The sequence below is a fragment of the Sphingobacterium sp. UBA5639 genome (genome assembly GCF_002421245.1).
Lineage (GTDB): Bacteria > Bacteroidota > Bacteroidia > Sphingobacteriales > Sphingobacteriaceae > Sphingobacterium > Sphingobacterium multivorum.
Map to the genome: position 1 here is coordinate 25,806 of NZ_DIJR01000018.1, position 17,928 is coordinate 43,733.

Sequence of the window (17,928 nt, forward strand, 5' to 3'; positions counted from 1 at the left end):
CATCAGGTTTTGGGCTTAAAAAGACAGAGATAGGTTACTAAATCATTACCTGTTTTGGATTGTACAAGATAGTATAATTAGCTATATTTCAGCATTTTGCACTCTTTTTTATCTTTCCTTGTAACTCGCTAAAATTTAATTTTAAACATTAAAATTTTGAGTTATGGAGACAGTTAAAAGATCCACTTTCAAGCTATTGTTTTACTTGAAGAAAAATGAACCCAAAAAAAATGGTAATGTACCTGTAATGGGACGTATTACTATTGATGGTACACCAAAAACTTTTGGAACCAAACTGGAAATTGATCCCAATACTTGGGATTTAAAACACGGACGCGTACAGGGAAAAAGCACAACAGCACTAACTACCAATCAAAAATTGGATAAAATTCGTGTACGTATCAATAAGATTTATGATGATATGCTTAAAGATGAAGGTTTTGCTACTTCACAGAAAGTTAAGCTCTCTTTTTTAGGTGTCGGTGTGATGGATGATGCAGTACTCAAAGTTTTCAAAGAACAAAATGAGGATTTTGAAAAAATGGTGGCAAAAGGTAAGCGCTCGTCAAACACTTATTATAAGTACAAAGTTGTTTTCAATCATCTGACGGAATTTATAAAAGCTAGGTATCATCGGGATGATATGGCTTTTCGTGAGCTTACATCTGATTTTATCAGGGAGTTCGATTTTTTCCTTCGCATTGATAAAGAATGTACACACAATACGGTATGGGTTTATACAATGCCTGTTATAGCTTTAGCTGACCTAGCTATTAAAAAAGGATTGATACGTCAAAATCCATTTGAGGATTACGAAATAAGCATGCAGGAAACTGATCGTAGCTATCTTTTGAAGGAGGCTGTGGAAAAATTGTTATTCTTAAAACCCTCTAAGCCGAAATATGAACTGGTTAAAGACATTTTCATTTTTAGTTGCTTTACAGGGTTGTCTTACATTGACGTTAAAAAGCTAAAGTGGAGCAACATTCAATCCTTCTTTGACGGTCATCAATGGATTATCAGCCGAAGAAAGAAATCGGATGTTGCATCAAATGTTCGTTTGATGGAAATTCCCAAACGGATCATTGAAAAATACAGAGGTATTACAAGAAATGATTTCATATTTCCAGTTCCATCCAATGCAACATGTAATAATCATGTAGCTAAACTGATTGAAGAAGCTGAAATTGTCACTGAACAAAAAGTGACGTTCCATACGGCACGACATACTTTTGCAACAATGTTTTTAACAGAGGGAGTACCTCTTGAAAGCCTTAGTAAGATGATGGGACATAAGAATATTTCTACCACTCAGATTTATGCTAAGATTACAAGTCAGAAGATCAGCAAGGATATGGATTTGGTTTCTCCGAAATTTGCTTCTCTGGAAACAGCATTCATTTCAATGGAACCAGATACGCCTTCACAGCCCGATTTCATAATAGTTGAAGATGAATTAGAACTGGTCACTTAATGGTGTAATATTTATTGAAAAGCAGGATTTTATAATTCTGCTTTTTTATTTACCTCTTTATGCAAATTAAAGCCACCTGTTATTTTTTATATTTACAAAACAAACTTGACCTATAGTGTCGTTAAAAAATCCTTATAAAATGGCAGAAATTGACTTGACTAAAATAAAATACTACCCTGACAGATTTTATATCTGCCTAGATGGATTTGATATTGATAACTTAACCACTTTTATAACTGACCTACAAATCGGTCAAGAGCAATCTATATTCATTCATGAATACTACCACTACCTTACCAACATTGCTACATTCTCTGGAATACGTCAATTTAACCTTAATTTTTGTGATAGGTTCCGAGCATCAACCATCTTGACGTCAAAAGAAGGGCTTAACGCTTATCCAATAAACAGTAACACCTTTGAAAGCTGTAAGAATATGGTAGATTATTGGAACGAGATAACAGCCATATTGAATGAGGATGATATTGACTATAATGTGGTCGAAGAAACTGATAAAACGCCTAGTAAAAAATTTGGTATAGCATCGATAGAACGAACCGAAAAACCAATGGAAGTCGTTGTAAATGGTGTTAAGTATAGTGGAGCGAGGATTCTGATTAAGATATATACAACAGAACTTATTAATATTAATAGCTTTTACTTAACATTTGGTGCTATTGATGAGTTTCTGAGTTCTACAATTGACGAGTATATGTATGAGAACAATTTATCGGATATTAACCCAAGTATGCTTAGTCGAAGACCCTTTTATCCTTATGGTTTCTTTGATGAATTGCTTTCGTTTTACGGGATTAAAAGGGCCCCGGCATTTGAGAAAATTCTTATTGCATACTTTGCCTTGAACTCATCAAACCCGCCAGTGATTTTAATTGATATACTTGAAAAATTAAAAGATGGTGGCTATGAACAATTTCAGGAGAATCCCGAAATATATTTGCTTACTAATTTTTTAGAAGTACCTCAGTACAATGATGTTCTTAAAAACATTAAGGACTTTGCCGATCTAACATACGAACAAGGACGTATACATATCTCACAGGCATTGAAATATTATTACGATAAATTTTATATGGCACAAAAACTAAAAGAAAATGACTTCTTTTATTTTGTTAGACCCTTCTTTGCCAACGGTAAGGATACTATTAGTTACAAACAAAAGTTTCTTCTTGAACTTTCAAGAATAATAAACCTTTTTACACCTCCTGTTATACTAAAAGACAAGCAGTTTTTTTATATTGATAAATTGACCACTTTCGGTGAAGCTACCGTATTGATATTGGCTACCTATGAAATTTTTGAAAGTATAAGGACAAACCGAATCGCATCAAGACCTGCACACCAGAAAGCAAAATATAGCTTCCCTGACGGCGATCCTGAGTGCGACAATCTTGAAAAATTTACTCCACCCCCTATTAACGGTATAGTATTCAGGCTTGCTCTTAACGAATTGAACCTATATGGCCCATATCTTAAAGAGTTGGATGACCTTAAACAAAAGAATAGTTAGATATGGGTATTTCAAGACGTCATCATTATATTCCGCAGTTCCTTATCAAGAAATTTGCTGATTCGGACAATATGCTTTATCTGTATGATAAAGAAAAAAAAACCTTTGCAAAGGAAAAGAGAAGCCCCAAATCTATATTCTTTGAGATGAATAGGAATATCCTTGATTTTGGCGGAACAGCAAACGATAATCTTGAAAAGTTGTATGCTGAACTTGACGAAAAATTTTCCCGTGATCTGACAGAAATAATTGCGACTAAAAATATCACTGAAGAAGGGCTTACTTCTTTACTTGTAATGGTTTCTTCATTAAAATGGCGATTACCCGTTAATGATGAACTGTTCTATGATAAAGATAGACAGTATACATACGATAAATTACCGATCTCGATAAAGGCCATAAATGATGATGGCTCTCAAAATACGGAGGCTATCGAGCATCTACTCAATTCTGAAATTTTCAACCGTACAAAACGACTAATCTTTCCGTTCTTACCATTCTATAATAATTATGAAATAGCAGAAGATAAATTATCAAAATTACATCAGAACAGCTATATTGATTCAAATGAGATAATTACATCTATCCTAGGAGATTCACCAATTATTGAAAGCAAACGTTCCGATATAGAAGATTTTGGGAACTTCATTTTACCTCTAGGTAATAAAGAAACTTTCATTTGCAGTGACTCGGGTAACAAGAAGGTCAACAGTATAGCTTTTTATGTAAATAAAGATTTAGCAATGTTTCATCAGGCAAAAAAGTATGTCGTCTGCTGTAATAAAGACCATCTTGCTGCTATTATTTATGCGTACCAAAATTTACATAGTGTAGGGCAAACAAATCTTATTCATGAACACATTTTCAAGTTTGTGTAAACATTACCTATTATAACTGAGCCGAGGTCGATAAACCTCGGTTTTTTTTCCTCTACAAATCCGTAAAGCACATTTACCCTCCCCATATCCTACCATAAAAGAGCTTCACTGGATATTCTTGAAAAAGACAAATTCCAAAATGCCTGTCTACTTCCAAAACATTGTTTTTCCATCTCTCTTTTAAGTGACTCTTAGGAGCCACGAGTTTTAAGAAAACAGTTTAAAATTCGTGCAGGTGATGCCTGTATTCTAATCTAATCAGCCATTTGCTCAATGCCTTTTCCAATGGCTTCCACATTATTTTTTATCCAAGAACCGGTATGCTGTTTTTGTCCCATTTCAAGAGCAAAGGTATTTCAGTGTTCTTAACGCAACAGCAAGATCATGCCCTCCGGGTTTGCAAAATAATCTCCACCCATACGGGTCGTATTTTTTTGACAAAACCTTGCTGCTGCTAAACACTAACCTTTTATGCTCGTGAAACGAAACAAAGCATACTCCGGCTCTTTACACGAATAAAAAAAATGTCAGAAATGAAAAATATCAGCATTGGAAATGGAAAAAGTGAAACGAAAACAAGCACCTCCTCTCATTGCCGAATAAATCAAATCAAAAAAAATCAAACAGGAATTTAACAACGTAAAAATCGAAAATCATGAACATCACAGGAAGATTGACAAGGGATGCGGAAGTACGCACAACGTCACAGGACAAACAAGTAGTAAACTTTTCAGTAGCAACAAACGACAGCTACAAAAACAAGCAGGGCGAACGCATAGAGCAAACCACCTATTTCGACTGCTCGTACTGGATAACTCCCAACGTAGCCAGACTACTCACAAAAGGCACACTGGTAGAACTAACAGGCAGAGTAAGTACAAGAGCGTGGACAGGAAATGACGGAGAGCCAAAAGCAGGACTGAATTTTCATACCTCACAAATCAAACTGCACGGAGGTAGCAGGAAAACAGAAACCGTACAGGCTACTAATAATAACAAAGGTAAGGTTACAGCGGAGCAGACCAAAGACGACCTACCATTTTAACAACAATCAAATATTCATTTTTCAAACTTTTAAAATTTCAATATCATGGCACATAATATCAATTTCAACAGCAAGACAGGACGTTACTCATTCTTTAGTGTAAAGGAAAAAGCGTGGCACGGTTTGGGGCAAATCGTACAGGATTATCCGACAAGCGAGCAGGCTATCAGACACGCAGGGTTAGATTATGAAGTGGTAAAATCTCCACTCTTTACCAAAGGTTCGGGTATTATCGAAACCACTAACGGCATAGAGATAGGCAGTAGCGAACTGGAAGTACATAACTATTTCGCCAACATACGCACCGATAACAATGCCGTATTGGGTGTGGTGGGTAAAGACTACCATATCGTACAAAACAGGGATGCTTTTTCATTCTTTGACAGTATTGTAGGCGGTACAGACGGTATTTTATACGAAACCGCAGGAGCTTTAGGTAATGGGGAACGCATTTTTATTACAGCCAAATTGCCGAGTTATATCCGTGTGGGCAATGGCGATGATGTGACAGAAAAATACATCTTCCTAACAACTTCGCACGACGGTAGCGGAAGTATTACAGCCGCTTTTACACCTATCCGTATCGTTTGCCAAAATACCTTAAACGCTTCTTTGCGTAATATGAGCAATGTGGTACGCATCAAGCACACCGCAGGAGCAAAACAACGTTTGGACAATGCTCATAAAGTTATGGGATTGGCTAACCAGTTTAGCGACCAGTTAGAGGGTATTTTCAATGAGTGGACGAAAGTCAAAGTATCAGACCAAGAGGTTAAAAAGCTAATCCAACTGGCACTTTGTCCGAATAAGGAAACATTGGAATTACTGAAAAAAGGTGCGGAAGATGAAGTTTCCACCGTATTCAAAAACGTGGTTGAAGATGCTTTTGCTTATGCAATGGTAAGCGATACCCAACAAATGGACACCACCAAAGGCACATTGTTCGGGGCATATAATGCAGTAACAGGCTACTATCAGAACGTAAGAAGCTACAAAGACAACGAAGCCAAGTTACAGAGTATTGTAATGGGCGGTACTGCTCAACTCAAATCACAGAAAGCATTTGAACTGTGTACCTCTTTTCAGAAAGTCGGTGAAGAGGTTTTTCAACTTAATTAATTACACCACAGGCTACCGCCTTGCAAACGGTGGTAGCCTTATATTATTAAACATGAAAGTAACGGATTTGAACGGATGCTCTATCGAAGTCACTGACCTTGATGAAGCCATAAAGATTAGCAAACGGTACACTGGTTACAGACACGAGGACGAAAGTTTCTCCGAGTTCGACAAAAGACAGAACGCTTATTGGACAGATATGTACAATAAACTGACAGCAAAGAAAAAACGATTAGAGGACAAACAAAAAAATTAGAACGATGAATACAAATTTTTTCAATCAGATACAGCAGTTGGACTTTACAGGAGTATTGCAACTGAACATTTCAAAGGGAACAGAAACCAAGCTAATAGTATCGGTTATGCTTAACAATGATGAGTGCGGAGATAACGCCAAAAACCTTATTCCACCCCTTACATTCAATGCTACCGCACAGGAGTTTGACGAGGGATTTTTTGAGCAGATAACCGCACCAGTACAAACCGTTTCGGGCATGATGGTAGATATGGAAAAGTTTCTAAAACAAATGGAGGAAGTCAAAAAGCAATCGGCAATGGAAAAGGAAAAAGCCGATAAGGAGAAGAAAGAAAAAGAAGCCAGGGACAAGAAGTATAAAGAAGCTATGGCAAAGGCTGACGAATTGGAAAAAGAGGGCAAATTCCGTGAAGCGTGGATGAAAGTGCCGAACCCTGCCGATTTTCCCGACTATGCCGATGCCATACGCAAACGCAAAACTTCACTATCGGACAAATTTGCCACACCGAGCCTTTTCGGTGCAACAGAAGAAACAACACCCGAACCGATACAATCGACTGTAGTTACAGAGGATTACCCCATTGATGAAGCAGGTGAAGAAGAATAAAAGTGTTAACCAAAAAATTAAATGTTATGTTATTAGCAACGCAATTACAACGAGTTTTCATATTAAATAACAAGGGGCAGGAAATTAAACTGAACGACCCCGAACCGCAATGGAGTGTACAGGCAGTAATGAATTTTTATTCCAATACATACCCCATTCTGACCACCGCAAAAGTATCAGCACCACAAATCAAAGACGATACCGTACAGTACCGCTTTGAAAGTGCTATGGGAACAAAAGGTTAAACCAAAACAGTAAAACAATGACTTATGCAACGACATACCGTATCGGGAACATTCCAAATGCCCCAAGAACCCAAGCAAAAGCAATTACATCGTCAGTTGAGCGAGTTCGCAAACTGGATGCAACGACCGAAAGACGCAAACGAAATCCAAAAGGACAAACAAAAGTCTGTACCAGTAACTATGTTGCCAATGGTTTTCTAAGAACTTCGTTTCTCCCAAGACTGGAAGAAACGGAAACTGTACAGGCTTGCAGGGATAATATCAAAATGGAAAGGGATTTTTATCGTTCCCTTTCTCAATTAGCAGAGCATTACGGTATCATTCCGAAACCAACGCAGGCTTTAGGATATCCGTACAATATCGCATTGGCTTTAAAAGATATAGAAGAACAGTTAAAACTTAAAGTAAGCGATTGGGAAGAAATCAAACTGATACAGGATAGTAAGAAAGTGTTTTTTACAAGTGAGGAAAGATATAATACAGGTGCAACGCTGTATTATATTCCTGTAGTACCCTTATTTCGTTGGTTGAAAGACCCAAAGCGAAAACATACCGCTCAACTGCTTATATCGGTTTGTAGTTATCTGTACCACATTGCCGACATTCCCTATTACAGACAGGAAAGCAGTTATCTGTACTGGATGTATGAGATGCATAAAGATTGGGTAACAGAGGACGATTATGGAGAAGACACAGAAACCTATCTTAGTGAATTTGCACAAGCGGAATGGATTGGCGACCGTATGGAACAGAAGATATATAACGAAGCCAATTTAAGGCTCTTTAAAGACCGTTTAAACCGCTTTAAACCAAAAGATAAGATTGATGCTGATTGCTATAAAGTAGCACAGGAAGCCTATGCAATTTATGAGCAGTACCCCAATGCAACCGTCTTCCGCAATGCCCGACCAAATGGCGAAGCCAACGAAGAAGATATGGAAAACATTATATCTATGGAGAAATATGTTTCCTTCTGTGCAGATGGTACAGGGTGGCTAATGGATAATGTAGTAGAATCTGTAAATAACGAATTACAGGAATACGGACAGATGGAAGAACCGATTATTATCAAACGGTTTGACGGAAGCGATATAACCGCCAATACATTGGAGTTTGAAAACCGTTTGTTACCGATGATAAACGAACTGACCTACATTTTAAATAATTTTTAAAAACAAAACTATGAACGATATAACACAGGATTTCGGAATGCTGTACTATCCAAAATCAGCATTGGTATTTTATCAGACTACTGGAAAGGGTAACGATACTTATGTAGAGCATTTTGATATGGATAAAAACGGTATGCCCATTAATGCACACCCTTTGACCGTAAAAGAAGCGAACCAATTGGCAAAGGCTTTGAAGACCGCCAAAGAGGAAAAAGAACCGCTATTGAAACCGCAGGGAGTATTGAGCAATCAGGTTTTATACTTTGAGCCGACAGGAAACAAAGTGGTTTGGTTTACCAAAGCCACACAAAGGGAAATGTATTTTATTGAAAGTCTGGGAATACCCAAAGGCAAAGCCAATGTACCGCCTATGCTGTGGGTAGCGAACCGAAGCGGTTTAGCCGTTTTCGCTTTAATAAATGGCAGAAGACCTACGATAAAAACAAAGCTTTACAACGCTCCTTTTTTTAATGTGTACGAGGACGGCAATGTATGTATGGGTACAGTAGATGTACGCATAAAGAAAACCGCTTCATTGGAAGAATTTACAAACAAATGGGAAGGCTTTTTCTTTAACAGTTATTTCAGTCATTTAATGCACGGTCATAACCCGATAAAAGGAAATTGCGTAAGCCTTTGGGAAAATTTAATTGCCACAGGCGAAGCTTTTCCAATGGAAGTATTGACAAAAAGTAATCTAACCTTAAAAGACATATTGCGATGAATACCGAAAAAATAAAAGTCCATTTTACGGACAATAGTTTAATAAATGCAACCAATCCTATATCGGTAAACCTTATCGGTGCAGGTGGTACAGGCTCAAAGGTTTTGACCGCCTTAATGGAAATGAACCATAGTTTGATTGCGTTAGGTCACGCAGGATTGTCCGTTCGCCTTTGGGATGATGATGTTATTACGGAAGCTAATTTGGGCAGACAGCGTTTTGCAGAATGCGAAGTAGGATTGTATAAATCTGCTGCTCTAATCAACCGAGCCAACCGCTTTTCAGGTACAAATTGGAAAGCCGAAACGCAGAAGTTTGAAAAGGACAGTTTGGGCAAACTTCCCGAAAACGCACAGGCTACTATCTTTATTACCTGTGTAGATAGTGTAAAGGCAAGATTTGGTATTGCTGAAATATTAAAAGCACTGGATAACGGAAAATATTATCATCATAAACCAAAATACTGGTTGGATTATGGTAACAGCCAATATACAGGACAAGTATTGTTATCAACTATTGGAGATATAAAACAACCCAATTCCGATATATATGAAACGGTAGCTAATCTGCCAATGGTTACAGATGAATTTGGTGCTTTGTTAAAGCAGTCCGAACAGCAAGACGATACACCAAGTTGCAGTTTAGCTGAAGCATTGGAAAAACAGGATTTATATATCAATTCGTCATTGGCTCAAATGGGTAGTTCTTTGTTATGGGGTTTATTTCGTAATGGATTGACCGAATACAGAGGTTTTTTTCTCAATCTGAAAGATTTTAGGTCACAGCCTATTCCAGTCGCCCGATAGCCAAAATCGGGCCGCAAAAAGACACTCCCTCCGATGGTCGGGGCAGTCTTTTTGCATTTAAGCGGTACAACCCCTTTGCCAAAATGTAAGGCTACGCACCGTCCTCACTTCACATTTTATCAAACAGGTTGCGATCTGTTTTTGAAGGGATATTCCAGTATCCCTTTCGTTGTTTTAGCGAACTTCTTTTCTTTCCACATCTGCGACCAAAGAAAAGAAGCAAAAGAACGCCGCTTGGTTATTATTGGTTTTTACCTTAACGATTCCTAGTGATATTTTTATTTGAGTAAATTTGCTAGTAAATACAATGTATGAATAACTGGCTATAAAGAATGCTCATTGCGTTCGCTTTAGAGTTAAGCATAATCTTAACAGTGACCGTACCAATCTGAACCGTTAGAAAAATGGACGACAATATCCCTTTTGTTATTTTTACAGTTTAGTTTAAGCAGTGTCTGTTAGGCAACTTTAATTTATATTTTTGTAATAAAAGGATATTTAATAGATAATTTACATTGAATGGAAAAATTGATTATAGCATTAACCGAATTAGAAAAGTTAAAATATGTTGAACGTGGTACCAATGTAAAGGGAAGAAAAGAAAGTACAGCAGAACACTCTTGGAGTTGTTTGCTGATTGCGGATATTCTAATCGATTATGTTGAAGAACCATTAAACAGATTAAAAGTTATTGAGTATTTAATTTACCATGATATTGTTGAAGTTTATGCAGGAGATGCCAAATTCAATAATCCAGAGGAAATGAAACTCAAACATCAAAAAGAAGAACAAGCATTAGAAAAAATCAAAACACTTATTCCTAATAAATTAAGATTTGAAAAAATTGTCAGTGAATATGAAAAAAGAGCCACACGAGAAGCTGAATTTGCTAAAGCTGTTGACTGTTTAGACGCCTGTATTAGAAATATTAATGATGATACTAAATCTAATAATGATGGATTTACAGAAGTCTTAATAAGAAATAAATATTTGCCACATGTGTCAAAGTTTGACATTACAAAAGAATTATTTGAGCATTTAATACACCGACTGCAAGTATTAAATAAATTATAATTACTATATTTTGTTTGATAAAGATGCAAATCAAATTTTCTTTTGCCTTGTAAATACTTTTTTTCTTTCCACATCTGCGACCAAAGAAAAGAAGCAAAAGAAAGTCGCTTGGCTATTATTGGTTTTTACCTTAACGATTCCTAAGGATATTTTTATTTGAGTAAATTTGCAAGTGAAAACAATGTATTGATAGCTGACTATAAAAAATGCGCTTTGCTTTAATAGATAATAATCGGACAGAAGCTCAACCGAAACTTAACGGATTGTGTTGTTGTTGTTCGAAGCCAGTTATTGCAAAATGTGGTACACGAAAAATATGGCATTGGGCACATAAAAGCAAAACGGATTGTGACAATTGGTGGGAACCAGAAACAGAGTGGCACCGAACTTGGAAAAACAATTATCCATCCGATTGGCAAGAAATATCTTTGTTTGATAATGGAACAAAAGAAAAACATATTGCTGATGTTCGTACCGCTCATAGCCTCGTAATAGAGTTTCAACATTCGAACATTAATCCTCAAGAGCGAACTGCACGAGAACAGTTTTATAAAAACATGGTTTGGATAGTGGATGGCACGCGACTAAAAAGAGATTATCCTCGTTTTTTAAAGGAATGGAAAAGAGACGGAATTAGTGAAGTGCATCAAACTGAAAAGTCGGGGATTTTTGAGGTTTGTTTTCCAGAGTTTTGTTTTCCAGAAGCTTGGCTTAAAAGTTCTGTACCTGTAATCTTTGATTTTCGAGGAAACAGTTCAATAGATGATACAGAAGATTTACGAAATAATCTTTACTGTTTATTTCCACAGGTTGGTAGACATGCAAAAGTTGCAGAAATCTCACGTAAAGCTTTTTTGAATACAACCACAAATGGTGAATGGACTTTGAGAGTTCAGGAATTCATAAATGAATTTAGAAAGCAAGACCAAATAAAAGAAAGAGAAAATCGACAAACATTGTACTCATCAAATAGAGGAATATATTCATGGAGAGGAATTCCAATTATTGGATATAGAAAGCGTAGACGAAGATTATAAGCATTCCAGCTACTAACATGCAATTTGGCAAAAGAGCAAAGTTAAGAGCAATTTAAACGATTCGGCTCCCTATTTCGAAAAAACCACTTGCTTTTTGTTTTTCTTTTTTTAATTCAAGATTCATGAATCATGATTCATGATTTTTATCCGTAAAAACCATTTTCGGTTCCTCTTTTTTGTATTTTAGCAAAAACGAAAAATGGTTCTGCTAACGCAAGTGCAAAATTGAACGTTCGATCTTATAAAGTTCACTCTTTTGCAAGGCTATGGCTAGTTCCCTTCAATACTATTTTTAACGATATGCCCAAAAATTATACATTTGAAATTAGAGAAACTTTTGGAAAGAAATATTTAAAAGTATTTCTAAAAGATGGAATTGATCCTGAAAATATTGCTAATCATTTACAACAATTAGCCTCAGTACATAAGTCAAATGTTACGAAGCAAAAAAGTGGTAATATTGACTTAACAATATATCCATCAAAATTATACGAAATAGAAGAAACACAAGATGAAGTCGCTCTAACACTTGAAAACTATTTTAATGGTTCTCCTGTTGATCCGCAATTCGTTGACCAAACCGTTACTGGCGTCAGTGAAAAAGCATTTTACCAAGTTATTGATTATATGAATATTCTCGGTAAAAATTTAGAAGGTTTCAAATCTCTTAATGTTCGTTTTGATGAAGAAAGATACAGAGATTACTTTATTCCTTTCTTAAACTCTATTTCAAAGAATCATTCTGCTAAAGGTGAAGTTTTTAATAGAAACGGAAAAACAGATATTTTAATGTTCGACAATAATGGGAATAATCTTTTTATTGCAGAGTGTAAATTATGGAAAGGTGAAAAGTACCTAATTGATGGGTTAAATCAGTTACTATCAAATTATGTGAATTGGAGAGATGAAAAAGTTGCTTTGGTAATTTTCAATCGTGATACTAAGAATTTTACCGATGTAATAGAAAAATCGAGAAACGCAATATTAGCACATGAACTGTGTGAAGGTTTGGTTAATCAAAGAGCACAAACAAATTTCACTTTCTCGTTTAAAAATCCGGATGATCCAAATAAGAAAATATTGGTTGAGTTAGTGTTATTTAATTTTGCGTAAGTAATACAGATAACAGTGCTTTTTTAACCACCAATTCTCACAGTACGGGCTTTAGTATTAGTTATATTCGTCGAGTAATAAATCCAAAATATCATGCTGACATATAACGAAATTATCCAATTAAAAGACAAGTTGGAAAATAATGAAATCACATTAGAAATTGCAAAATCACAATACTGGATTGATTTCAAAGGTGGACAGCGATTGTGGCATTCTAAAGATTGGAGAGAAAGAAGAATTGAATTCATTAAAAATAATTGTGAGATATGTAATAGTACAGAAACATTAACACTTCAACATTTTTCTCATCCAACTAATTATTAAGAATATATTACAGAGATAATAAGAGCATATCCCAAGAATACATCGGTGCTAGTCCAGATGTGGAAAGAAGTAAATTCAGTAATCTACTGTGGGAATTTAAAATCTTGTTCAATTTTTCTACTTAATGCATTATTCCTTATTGTTTTTTTTTAAATTAGCCTAAGGCATTAAAATGCTATCTATGTTTCAGTTAAATTGATGCGTTAATAGCTTGTCGATCTTTTATTAGATTAAACCAAATTAACGTAAAAAATGCATTTAGCTTATATAAAGATTGAAAACTACAAAGGAATTGAGGTAATTGAAACCGAATTTGATCCAAAACTAAATATTATTATTGGTGAAAATGGATGCGGTAAATCAGCTGTTATTGATGCCATACGTTTACTATACAATATTGGAGAACCTATAAGGGAGTTATCAGTTTCATCCGATGATTTCCATCAAAAAGCAATCGACAATGATGGTCATAAAACACTTAATAAATCTACCCTAATAACCATTACTTATATTTTTAAAGGATTATCTACCGCTCAAAAAGGAGGGTTTTATGAATATATGGTAATTGATCCCAATAATATTGAGGAAGATTATGCTAAAATATCCATCTCTTATGAAGAAAAAGACGGAAAATATCCATATTTCACTTATAATACCGGAAATATTGATGGTCAAAAAGCAGACTATAAAACCTTCGAACTTTTTCAGCATTATTATTTAGGAGCTTTAAGGGATAGTACCAAGGATCTGTTGAGTACTAGAAATAATATTTTGGGCAAAGTTATAAGACGATTTGTAAAGAGAGAAAAGTCGGAATTGCAAATAGAACAGATAATAAAAGATGCAAATTCTCAGCTGTTAGAACGTGATGAAGTTAAAAATACGCGAGATGGTGTTAACACGAATCTCGAAAGTATTTTTAAGAGAGTTATTGACAATAAAATCGGCGTCAGAATTGAGGAAGCAAAAACAGAATATATAGTTAATGCAATCAAACCTTATCTTCCACATAATAGAGCTACTTTGATGGATGAGGGGTTTCATTTATGGCAAAATAGTTTAGGATTGAACAATCTAATCTATATAGCAGTTGTTCTAGGTGATATAAAAGAACAGATTAAGGATAATGGCCTACCTCATTTTGCACTTCTAATCGAAGAACCCGAATCTCACCTTCACCCACAATTACAGCTAAGCCTTTATAACTTTTTAAATAATGCAAATGCGACTGAAAACAGCCAGCTATTTATAACTACCCATTCACCAACGTTGACTTCAAAAGTACCCCTTAAAAATCTTATTTTATTAGATTGTGGTAAAGCAACAAAACTGGATAAACAATTTCAAAATAGAGAATCTGAAAAAATAATTGAAGATACTACTAAAAGCAAAGAATTGTTGGATACAGATTTTGAGAATAGAATGAAGAAACTTCAGAGGTACATTGACGTAACCAAATCTCAGCTTCTATTCGCAAAATCCATTTTATTCATTGAGGGAATATCAGAGGAACTTTTGATATCAGCATTTACTCTTTTAGAGGACTATAAACTTGAAGATTACCGGACGGAAATTGTAAACGTAAAAGGAACTTCATTTTATCCCTTCCTTTACCTTTTTAATCACTCAGATGTACTGAAACGAATAAACAAGCCTATTTCCATCATTACAGACGATGACAGGTTTACTGACTCAAAAAAATCTGATTATAGCTTTAAGAATTTGATAAATGATACCACCGTGCTAGATCTTTTAGATGATTGTATCCAAAAAGGTAACGCTGTATCAAGAATTAGGAATTTAAACTCTGTTAAAAACAAGGCTGAAAATATAAAGATTTTTGAGTCATTTAAAACTTTGGAATATGAAATAGCATCGCATAACGTAAACAATGACAGAAGTGCTTTTAAGGACAACTTTTTAGTGAAGTATCTTGACATGATAGTAAGTGATAAAATCAGCAATATAGTCACATACATGTCAACGTTTCCAGCAGATTTGATGTCTGAACAGGAAAAAAGAAAAGTTGCGATTCTCTTATGGAAAACGTTCCCTGACAAAGCTGAATTTGCACAGGATTTCTCAATTCATTTAATTGATAATTTGGAAGAGGCAAAAGCCTCATTTATAGTTCCGGTATATATATTGAACGCGTTAACTCATTTAAAAAATGGATTGTAATGTATTATGAAAATGAAGAAAGACTGGCTTACTTACAAGCTAGAGGAAAAGTTATTTTAAATGCCTGTCCTGGAAGCGGAAAAACAACTACTATCGCAAAGAAGATATTAAATTTAGAGAATTTAAAAGAAGTTGGAGGGCATTCGGGAGTAGCTTGTTTATCATTTACTAACTCTGCTAAAGATGAAATCAATGAAGCCTATAGGAAACTGGCGGGTAAATCACTTCAATTCCCTAATCATGTATCAACTATTGATAGTTTTATAAATAAGTATATTACTCTTCCATTTTATAACCTACTTAATCGAGACTTTAATAGACCAAAAATACTCGACCACACAACGATCTTAGATGATATGTGGAAGACCACTTATGTTAAAAATGGCAAAACACTTGAAGGCTTACTAAGACCACTTAATAATCCAGAATACAAGGCAAAGAATAATCGAAGTATTTATCATCTATATCCTCCCAGTGAAATTAGAATTGAGCCAAATGGATCTTTTTCTATTAATGGAAATCAACCATCATCTGATAAAGTTGAAAAAGTTAATTTTGACAACTACTGTAAACTCATCAAGAATGCTCAATTTCGAAAAGGATTAATTTCAACTGGAGATTCAGCATTTATAGCCCTTCACCTACTGAAAAATAATCCTAAAATTTGCAGATGGCTTAGTTTAAGATTTCCTTTTATTATTATAGACGAGGCTCAGGACAATTCACTAATGCAGCATGCCATATTTGAAGAATTAGTGAAGCAAGGCCTTAACAATATTGAACTGATAGGAGATCCTTACCAAAGCTTATATGAGTGGCGAGATGCAAAGCCTTCTGAATTTTTAAGAAAGTACGAAAATGACGCAACATGGAACTCTTACGACTTAACTGATAACCGACGATCACCTCAAAGTATAATTGATATATTTTCAAAAGTTCGTCGATCAGATGATTTAAAAATCAATAGCGTAGATTGTGAAAATATAACGGATTCGATTGTAATTTATAAATATTCAAACGTGAATCATCAATTAATTATTAAACATTATGATGACTCTTGTTCAATGAAAAAATACATCAGTAGCTGTATTGTTGTTCGAGGAAATTCGTTGAAAGACGCATTGTTAGGAGCAAAAACAGAACAGAGACCTTGGGGTATAGACTTGCCAAAACAAATTATATATGCTAAAAATCTTTACACAAGTGGTGATATTAAAAATGCAATAAAAGAAATCAGAACCATTTGTATACCCCTAATGCATTCTGATGAGGCTGATTATCATTTATTGAAAGAGATTGAGAAAGAAAAAAGTATAGATCCTTACTTTAATTCATTGATGATTACTATTTTAGATGAATTACCAGCTTTTAGTAAAACAATTCAAGATTGGACAGCTGCTACTCAGCAGTTTTTAAAAAGTAAATTAGGCCTTAGCCATGAAGTAGATTTTAATCTACGGAGTCGAAAATCGAAATATTTAGAAAAATCTACGCTTGCTGAAACTGTAAGCCAACATTTTAAAAAATCTTTTTCTACGTTCAATATCCCCATCACTACGATACACCAAGTAAAGGGACAAACTTTGGATTCTATTCTTGTTTTTTTCAACGAAAGGAAACATAAAGATAATATCACATTTGATAACATATCAAATATTGACAATGGCTTTCCTGATGAAACCAAAAGATTAATATATGTGGCATTATCTCGACCAAGACATCTATTAGCAATGGCTTTCCCACATTCAGTAACAGATAATGAACTCAAACAGAAGTTCGGCAACGAAATCAGGATAATAAAAGAAGAAGAGTTAAATCAGTTATAATCTACATACAATATATGACAGAATTTGAAGAGGGCGAATTTAGAGGCCCATTATTCAACCAGCTTGAAAAAGGTAGTAATCTATTATGGGAACCAGGACAGGTCTTTGAAAAAATAGTAGGCATTGATAGAGCCTCGCTATGTATTAACGATTATTTATGGAACTTACATGGATTTAGCTCTCCCCTAGGTGGTTTATCACTTCACAGAAGAAAGTTTAGATATATTTGGAATACATCAAAACCTAAAAAAATATTACCTGATTTCAATCTAAATCTCTTCATACAAGCAAAGCGTTCCGATTATTCATCGAGATCAAAAAAAGGTCTTAAACCGCACATTAAAGGAGCACACTGGTATTTTGAAATTACACCTCACCAACAGACTGCTCTAGAATTGTTAGAGAAGGAACTTGGTACGGATGCCTTAGTTATATATGCAGCTCCAGTATTCCACAAACAGCAAGATCTTTACAATCATACTTCTGGGCAGACTATTTGGGTATTTCGGAGTAATGATG

General features: G+C 35.1%; 18 protein-coding genes. All 18 read left to right on the forward strand.

Translation table 11 applies throughout. From position 1 onward, the window contains the following. The first annotated feature begins 163 nt into the window (after positions 1–163). Entirely contained in the window at positions 164–1,474 is a 1,311-nt protein-coding gene (locus tag B4Z90_RS10920) for a site-specific integrase (RefSeq protein ID WP_058699729.1), read from the forward strand. Positions 1,475–1,613: 139 nt separating this feature from the next. Then, the gene (locus B4Z90_RS10925; RefSeq protein ID WP_058699730.1) at positions 1,614–3,002 is read left to right on the forward strand and encodes a hypothetical protein; all 1,389 of its coding nucleotides are present in this window, start codon (positions 1,614–1,616) and stop codon (positions 3,000–3,002) included. 2 nt (positions 3,003–3,004) lie between these two features. Continuing rightward, positions 3,005–3,880: a DUF4238 domain-containing protein gene (locus B4Z90_RS10930; protein ID WP_058699731.1), complete on the forward strand. Its 876-nt coding sequence runs from the start codon at positions 3,005–3,007 to the stop codon at positions 3,878–3,880. 655 nt (positions 3,881–4,535) lie between these two features. Continuing rightward, the gene (locus B4Z90_RS10935; protein WP_058699732.1) at positions 4,536–4,925 is read left to right on the forward strand and encodes a single-stranded DNA-binding protein; all 390 of its coding nucleotides are present in this window, start codon (positions 4,536–4,538) and stop codon (positions 4,923–4,925) included. 45 nt (positions 4,926–4,970) lie between these two features. Next, a complete protein-coding gene (locus B4Z90_RS10940; protein ID WP_058699733.1) occupies positions 4,971–6,044 on the forward strand; it encodes a DUF932 domain-containing protein in 1,074 nt (357 codons plus the stop codon). 52 nt (positions 6,045–6,096) lie between these two features. Next, a complete protein-coding gene (locus tag B4Z90_RS10945; protein WP_058699734.1) occupies positions 6,097–6,300 on the forward strand; it encodes a hypothetical protein in 204 nt (67 codons plus the stop codon). 4 nt (positions 6,301–6,304) lie between these two features. Then, positions 6,305–6,907: a PRTRC system protein E gene (locus B4Z90_RS10950; RefSeq protein ID WP_058699735.1), complete on the forward strand. Its 603-nt coding sequence runs from the start codon at positions 6,305–6,307 to the stop codon at positions 6,905–6,907. Positions 6,908–6,933: 26 nt separating this feature from the next. Next, entirely contained in the window at positions 6,934–7,152 is a 219-nt protein-coding gene (locus B4Z90_RS10955; RefSeq protein WP_058700045.1) for a PRTRC system protein C, read from the forward strand. Between the two features lie 17 nt (positions 7,153–7,169). Then, entirely contained in the window at positions 7,170–8,324 is a 1,155-nt protein-coding gene (locus B4Z90_RS10960; RefSeq protein ID WP_058699736.1) for a hypothetical protein, read from the forward strand. Between the two features lie 10 nt (positions 8,325–8,334). Continuing rightward, a complete protein-coding gene (locus B4Z90_RS10965) occupies positions 8,335–9,048 on the forward strand; it encodes a PRTRC system protein B (RefSeq protein WP_058699737.1) in 714 nt (237 codons plus the stop codon). Beyond that, entirely contained in the window at positions 9,045–9,854 is an 810-nt protein-coding gene (locus tag B4Z90_RS10970; protein WP_058699738.1) for a PRTRC system ThiF family protein, read from the forward strand. The genes B4Z90_RS10965 and B4Z90_RS10970 overlap by 4 nt, the downstream gene beginning before the upstream one ends. Before the next feature lie 519 nt (positions 9,855–10,373). Further along, positions 10,374–10,928: an HD domain-containing protein gene (locus B4Z90_RS10975; protein ID WP_058699739.1), complete on the forward strand. Its 555-nt coding sequence runs from the start codon at positions 10,374–10,376 to the stop codon at positions 10,926–10,928. A 206-nt stretch (positions 10,929–11,134) separates the two neighbouring features. Then, on the forward strand, positions 11,135–11,965 hold the full coding sequence (locus tag B4Z90_RS10980) for a competence protein CoiA (protein ID WP_058699740.1): 831 nt from the start codon (positions 11,135–11,137) through the stop codon (positions 11,963–11,965). 300 nt (positions 11,966–12,265) lie between these two features. Then, positions 12,266–13,078, forward strand: a complete 813-nt coding sequence (locus B4Z90_RS10985; protein ID WP_058699741.1) for a hypothetical protein — start codon at positions 12,266–12,268, stop codon at positions 13,076–13,078. 93 nt (positions 13,079–13,171) lie between these two features. Beyond that, a complete protein-coding gene (locus B4Z90_RS10990; RefSeq protein WP_058699742.1) occupies positions 13,172–13,402 on the forward strand; it encodes a hypothetical protein in 231 nt (76 codons plus the stop codon). 252 nt (positions 13,403–13,654) lie between these two features. After that, complete coding sequence (locus B4Z90_RS10995) at positions 13,655–15,583, forward strand: AAA family ATPase (protein WP_058699743.1); 1,929 nt, start codon at positions 13,655–13,657, stop codon at positions 15,581–15,583. Further along, complete coding sequence (locus B4Z90_RS11000; protein WP_068791507.1) at positions 15,583–17,409, forward strand: ATP-dependent helicase; 1,827 nt, start codon at positions 15,583–15,585, stop codon at positions 17,407–17,409. The genes B4Z90_RS10995 and B4Z90_RS11000 overlap by 1 nt, the downstream gene beginning before the upstream one ends. 14 nt (positions 17,410–17,423) lie before the next feature. Beyond that, positions 17,424–17,928 (forward strand): hypothetical protein (locus B4Z90_RS11005; RefSeq protein WP_286802185.1); only part of this gene is annotated, 505 nt, incomplete at its 3' end.

Bases quoted from the DNA above. Each gene is read 5' to 3' on its own strand.
- B4Z90_RS10940 (WP_058699733.1), top strand. From the start codon at position 4,971: ATGGCACATAATATCAATTTCAACAGCAAGACAGGACGTTACTCATTC.
- B4Z90_RS10970 (WP_058699738.1), top strand. From the start codon at position 9,045: ATGAATACCGAAAAAATAAAAGTCCATTTTACGGACAATAGTTTAATA.
- B4Z90_RS10995 (WP_058699743.1), top strand. From the start codon at position 13,655: ATGCATTTAGCTTATATAAAGATTGAAAACTACAAAGGAATTGAGGTA.
- B4Z90_RS10920 (WP_058699729.1), top strand. From the start codon at position 164: ATGGAGACAGTTAAAAGATCCACTTTCAAGCTATTGTTTTACTTGAAG.
- B4Z90_RS10930 (WP_058699731.1), top strand. From the start codon at position 3,005: ATGGGTATTTCAAGACGTCATCATTATATTCCGCAGTTCCTTATCAAG.
- B4Z90_RS10960 (WP_058699736.1), top strand. From the start codon at position 7,170: ATGACTTATGCAACGACATACCGTATCGGGAACATTCCAAATGCCCCA.
- B4Z90_RS10925 (WP_058699730.1), top strand. From the start codon at position 1,614: ATGGCAGAAATTGACTTGACTAAAATAAAATACTACCCTGACAGATTT.
- B4Z90_RS10965 (WP_058699737.1), top strand. From the start codon at position 8,335: ATGAACGATATAACACAGGATTTCGGAATGCTGTACTATCCAAAATCA.
- B4Z90_RS10980 (WP_058699740.1), top strand. From the start codon at position 11,135: ATGCGCTTTGCTTTAATAGATAATAATCGGACAGAAGCTCAACCGAAA.
- B4Z90_RS11000 (WP_068791507.1), top strand. From the start codon at position 15,583: ATGTATTATGAAAATGAAGAAAGACTGGCTTACTTACAAGCTAGAGGA.
- B4Z90_RS10950 (WP_058699735.1), top strand. From the start codon at position 6,305: ATGAATACAAATTTTTTCAATCAGATACAGCAGTTGGACTTTACAGGA.
- B4Z90_RS10955 (WP_058700045.1), top strand. From the start codon at position 6,934: ATGTTATTAGCAACGCAATTACAACGAGTTTTCATATTAAATAACAAG.
- B4Z90_RS10975 (WP_058699739.1), top strand. From the start codon at position 10,374: ATGGAAAAATTGATTATAGCATTAACCGAATTAGAAAAGTTAAAATAT.
- B4Z90_RS10935 (WP_058699732.1), top strand. From the start codon at position 4,536: ATGAACATCACAGGAAGATTGACAAGGGATGCGGAAGTACGCACAACG.
- B4Z90_RS10985 (WP_058699741.1), top strand. From the start codon at position 12,266: ATGCCCAAAAATTATACATTTGAAATTAGAGAAACTTTTGGAAAGAAA.
- B4Z90_RS10945 (WP_058699734.1), top strand. From the start codon at position 6,097: ATGAAAGTAACGGATTTGAACGGATGCTCTATCGAAGTCACTGACCTT.
- B4Z90_RS10990 (WP_058699742.1), top strand. From the start codon at position 13,172: ATGCTGACATATAACGAAATTATCCAATTAAAAGACAAGTTGGAAAAT.